Here is a 2,917-nt window from a genome sequence, read left to right as displayed (position 1 = left end):
CTGAGCCACGGCAGCACCCCCGGCGACATGATGACGAGCCCGGCGCCGGGCGGGTACTGCCAGGCGGGGTCGCCCACGGGGAAGGAGCCGCCGGCGAACTGCGCGTACCAGTGCCGGTAGAGCAGGTACACCTCCCGGCCCACCCCGCCGATCCCGAGGCCGTCCTTGAGCAGGAGCAGCAGCATCCCCGCCCGGGTGAGGACCCAGACGGCGGCGAGCGCGAGAAGTGGACCGTTCCCGACCGTGACGAAGGTGGCGGAGGTGAAGGTCTCCGACTCGAAGGGCGAACGGGTGAGGCGTGGTGGCGGGGGAGTGCTGCCGGAGGCGGGCGGAGGAGCGCTCCCGGGCGACGGGGGAGCGCTGCCGGACGGCGGGGGGTGGGGCTGCTCGGTCGTCACCCTCCGACCGTAGTCCGGTACAGGTGGTTTCTCCCTTTTGTGGTCGCCCGTACCGGTGAACGGCGACCGGTGGTCACGAGGTCCTAGGACCCGCCCGAGGTGAACGCCTCGTACGCCGCCACCACCTCCTCGGCCGGTCCGTCCATCCGCAGCGTTCCCGCCTCCAGCCACAGGGCCCGCCCGCAGGTCTCCCTGATGGCGGCGTGCGCGTGGCTCACCAGGAACACGGTCCCCGCCTCCGCCCGCAGCTCGTCGATCCGCCGTCGGCTCCGGCGCTGGAAGCGGGCGTCGCCGGTGGCCAGGGCCTCGTCGATGAGCAGCACGTCGTGGCTCCGGGCGGCCGCGAGGGAGAACCGCAGCCGGGCGGCCATCCCGGAGGAGTACGTCCGCAGGGGGCGCGAGATCGCGTCCTCCTTCTCGTTGACGCCGGAGAACTCCACGATGTCGTCGTAGCGGTCCCGGATCTCGGCCCGGCTCATGCCCATGGCGAGGCCGCCCAGGATCACGTTCCGCTCGCCGGTCAGATCGTTCATCAGGGCCGCGTGCACGCCGAGCAGTGCGGGCTGCCCCCGGGTGTGGATCCGGCCGTGCTCGACGGGCTGGAGGCCCGCGACGGCCTTCAGGAGGGTGGACTTGCCTGAGCCGTTCGAACCGATCAGACCGATCGCCTCCCCCTGGTACGCCACGAAGCTCACGCCCCTGACGGCGTGCACCCGGCGGCCGGCGGGCACCGGGCGGCCACGGCGCAGCAGCCCGGCGGGACCGCGGGCCGGCCGGTGGCCCACCGCCGCGCCGTGCACCGTGTACGAGACGTGCACGTCGTCCACCACGACGGTCGGGATCCTCGGTGTCTCAGCCACGGCCGTACGTCTCCTCCGCCTGCCAGAACCACAGGAACCCGCCCGTGAAGACCACGACCCCCCAGCCTGCGGCGAGCGCCCAGGCGTGCGGAGGGAGCTGCGCCGCCCCGTGGCTGTCGATGAGCGCGAAGCGCATGAGGTCGATGGAGAGGGCCGCCGGATTGCACTGCAGGGCGAGGACGACGGCCTCGGGGAAGCGGCCGCCGCGCGCCAGGGTCTGGATGGACCACATGGCGCCCGAGGCGTACATCCAGGTGCGCAGCACGAACGGCATGAGCTGGGCGATGTCCGGGGTCCTGGCGGCGAGCCGCGCCGTCACCAGCGCCAGGCCCGTGCTGAACAGTGCCTGGAACAAGAGGGCCGGTACGGCGAGCAGCCAGCTGGGGGCCGGGCGCTGGCCGCAGCACAGGAGGATCAGGATGAGCGCGGCGAGCGAGAGCAGCAGCTGCTGGAACTTCTGGAGGGCGAGGGAGAGCGGCAGGGACGCGCGGGGGAAGTGCAGGGCGCGCACCAGGCCGAGATTGCCGCTGATCGCCCGTGTCCCGCTCATCACCGTCTCGGCGGTGAAGGCCCACACGAAGACGCCGGTGATCAGGAACGGGACGTAGTCGGGGACGCCGTGCCGGGCGTTCATCAGGACGCCGAAGACCAGGTAGTAGACGGCGGCGTTGAGGAGCGGGGTCATCAGCTGCCAGAGCTGGCCGAGGCGCGCCTGGCTGTACTGGGCGGTGAGGCGGGCGGTCGCGAAGGCGGCGATGAAGGAGCGGCGGGACCAGAGCTGCCGGACGTACGTGCCGAGGGGCGGGCGGGCGCCGCTGACGGTGAGGCCGTGGCGGCGGGCGAGCGCGCCGAGGTTCTCGGCGGGCACCACCGTGGCGCCCGGCGCGACGGGTGAGGGGGGCGGGGGTGGAGCCAGGGTCGTGGTCACGGGCGCCGCTTTCGACGGAGGGCACGGGTCTTCCGCGACGATGGAACGAGTCCGTATCGTCGCTACGGGGAGGCTAGGGGGCTTGTACGTCGGAACGCAACCGTATCGTCGTGACGTCGTCGTTGGTTAGGATGCGCGCATGAGCACCCCGCCCCCCCGACGCGCCCCCGCCGGAGCCGCCGTGCTCCGGGAGGACGTCACCGAGGCCATCCGCGCCGCCGTCTTCGAGGAACTCGCGGCCGTCGGGTTCGCCCGGATGTCCATCGAGGGCATCGCGCGCCGCGCCGGCGTCGGCAAGACCGCCGTCTACCGGCGCTGGAAGTCCAAGCTCGCCCTCGTGCTCGACATCGTCGGCGCCGTCGCCGAACAGGGCATGCCCGCCCCCGCCACCGGCAGCCTCCTCGGCGACGTGCGCGCGCTCCTCGAGGTCGCCGCACAGGCCCTGCGCCACCCCGTCGCCTCGCGGGTCGTGCCGGACCTCCTCGTCGAAGCCGCCCGGAACCCGGAGATGGCCGACGCCCTCCGGGCGGTCCTCCTCGACGGACGGCAGGGAGTCGTCGCCCGGATCGTGCACGAGGCCGTCGCGCGCGGCGACCTCCCCGGGGGAAGCGACCCCGCGCGCGCCCTCGACCTCGTCCTCGGCCCCCTCTACTGGCGTCTTGCCGTCGTCCGCACCGAACCGCCCGAGGGGTACGTGGACGACCTCGCGCGCGCGGCGGCGGCGGCGCTCC

The 2,917-nt window shown here is 73.5% G+C and carries 3 protein-coding genes and 1 pseudogene; 1 reads left to right on the top strand and 3 read right to left on the bottom strand.

The genetic code is table 11. The annotated features are described in order from the left end of the window. From RIF68_RS33110 to RIF68_RS33100, 3 genes and pseudogenes are all read right to left on the bottom strand, one after another. Nucleotides 1-398 (bottom strand): annotated as a pseudogene (locus RIF68_RS33110) (hypothetical protein); the annotation flags it as partial. Between the two features lie 83 nt (nucleotides 399-481). After that, the gene (locus tag RIF68_RS33105) at nucleotides 482-1,258 is read right to left on the bottom strand and encodes an ABC transporter ATP-binding protein (protein ID WP_309055128.1); all 777 of its coding nucleotides are present in this window, start codon (nucleotides 1,256-1,258) and stop codon (nucleotides 482-484) included. Next, nucleotides 1,251-2,186 carry an ABC transporter permease gene (locus tag RIF68_RS33100; protein WP_375165773.1) on the bottom strand — a complete coding sequence of 312 codons (936 nt, stop codon included), beginning with the start codon at nucleotides 2,184-2,186 and terminating at the stop codon, nucleotides 1,251-1,253. The genes RIF68_RS33105 and RIF68_RS33100 overlap by 8 nt, the downstream gene beginning before the upstream one ends. A 139-nt stretch (nucleotides 2,187-2,325) precedes the next feature. On the opposite strand from RIF68_RS33100, the gene RIF68_RS33095 reads away from it, so the two are divergent. Then, nucleotides 2,326-2,917, top strand: a 592-nt coding sequence (locus RIF68_RS33095; RefSeq protein ID WP_309055126.1) for a TetR/AcrR family transcriptional regulator, incomplete at its 3' end; no start/stop codon positions are given.

Origin of the sequence: Streptomyces sp. (assembly GCF_031178505.1) — a bacterium.
Classification (GTDB): Bacteria; Actinomycetota; Actinomycetes; order Streptomycetales; family Streptomycetaceae; genus Streptomyces; species Streptomyces gulbargensis.
Note: the sequence above shows the minus strand (reverse complement) of the source record. Positions and strands in the feature narration are given on the sequence as shown.